Origin of the sequence: Klebsiella sp. HMSC16A12 (assembly GCF_001808265.1) — a bacterium.
GTDB classification, from domain to species: domain Bacteria; phylum Pseudomonadota; class Gammaproteobacteria; order Enterobacterales; family Enterobacteriaceae; genus Klebsiella; species Klebsiella pneumoniae.
This window is the reverse complement of the sequence record NZ_KV792570.1, coordinates 1-1,109: the sequence shown is the minus strand read 5'-3', so window position 1 is coordinate 1,109 and position 1,109 is coordinate 1. Positions and strand designations below refer to the sequence as shown.

At 46.7% G+C, this 1,109-nt stretch carries 2 protein-coding genes; both read right to left on the bottom strand.

The genetic code is table 11. From position 1 onward, the window contains the following. Positions 1-145 precede the first annotated feature (145 nt). The gene (locus HMPREF3140_RS08185; protein WP_011251286.1) at positions 146-565 is read right to left on the bottom strand and encodes a helix-turn-helix domain-containing protein; all 420 of its coding nucleotides are present in this window, start codon (positions 563-565) and stop codon (positions 146-148) included. Next, the gene (locus tag HMPREF3140_RS08180) at positions 562-873 is read right to left on the bottom strand and encodes a type II toxin-antitoxin system HigB family toxin (RefSeq protein ID WP_011251285.1); all 312 of its coding nucleotides are present in this window, start codon (positions 871-873) and stop codon (positions 562-564) included. The genes HMPREF3140_RS08185 and HMPREF3140_RS08180 overlap by 4 nt, the downstream gene beginning before the upstream one ends. Positions 874-1,109 lie beyond the last annotated feature (236 nt).

The window sequence follows — 1,109 nt, the reverse complement described above, 5'->3', positions numbered from 1 at the left end:
TCAGCAAAAGTTCGATTTATTCAACAAAGCCACTAAGAGCCTCTTCATTCCCTGGCTTTACTACTTCGTCTGACATGGAAGCTTCCTTACAAATGAAATTAATCATAACTAAATCACCATCAGGTGATTTAGTTATATCTTTCGGTTATAGGAACCACTCAGGTTTTACACCGAAGCGCGCGGAAAGAGCTTTTATGTGAGTGATGGTCAAAGAGCGCTGCCCTGACAGGATTTGGCTGACCAATGATTTAGATCCGATCTCATCCTTAAGGTCTGAATAAGACAGCTTGTGCTGGTCAATCAGGGTTCGCAGAAGTGCAACGCCGACTGGTATTTCAGCAATAGCTTTGTTGAACTCAGCGAAACGAGGGCTGTTATCTTCATAGTCGGCAATCTTACTCGCCAGGAAGTCAATAAGTGGGTTCTCGTCGTCGTTCTCGATCAGATAATCCACCAGCTCCATCGCTTCGCGGTAATCGCTCTCGGAAGAACTGCCCCCTAGGAAGGGGACGGCAGCTACGAGTTGTTTGGTTGCTTCAATGGCTTTTGCAGTGTCGGTAATCATTCTTTGTTCTCCCTGTAATAGCGGGTCAACTTGTCGTAATCAGCGTGGGTTGCGATGTGCTTCACGTAGAAGCGCTTATTTACGAAATTGATATAGGCGATAACCCTCAAGTTGTTGCCCCCTACATCCAAAACCCACCACTTATTCCTGTACTTAAAATTATCCAGGCTCGGTATCAGAGTTAGCATCTCAGCTGGAGAAGAGAAGTCCGTCTCGCGCACTAAGCGGTACAACGCCCGAATGGCTAACGAATCGTTGGGATATCGCTTTGCCGCTTCCTCAAAAGGCTCTTTTGAAATTACGTGCATCTTGCGGTCGTTCCATCCGTTTACATTATGTGAACATTATAGCATCGCTCTTTGCCGTTTACAATATGTGAACGTTACCTTTGCATTTCACAACCTCGCCAAAATCCCCACTTAACCTGAATAGAGTGGACCTTAAGGGCATATGGGCCGTTTTGATGCGTGGCTAACCGACGAGTTAAGCCAAAAGCAGGAGGTGACCTGCTCCCCGTTGCTTTCCGGGCTACGTACCGCCGTAT

Bases quoted from the DNA above. Each gene is read 5' to 3' on its own strand.
- HMPREF3140_RS08185 (WP_011251286.1), bottom strand. From the start codon at position 565: ATGATTACCGACACTGCAAAAGCCATTGAAGCAACCAAACAACTCGTA.
- HMPREF3140_RS08180 (WP_011251285.1), bottom strand. From the start codon at position 873: ATGCACGTAATTTCAAAAGAGCCTTTTGAGGAAGCGGCAAAGCGATAT.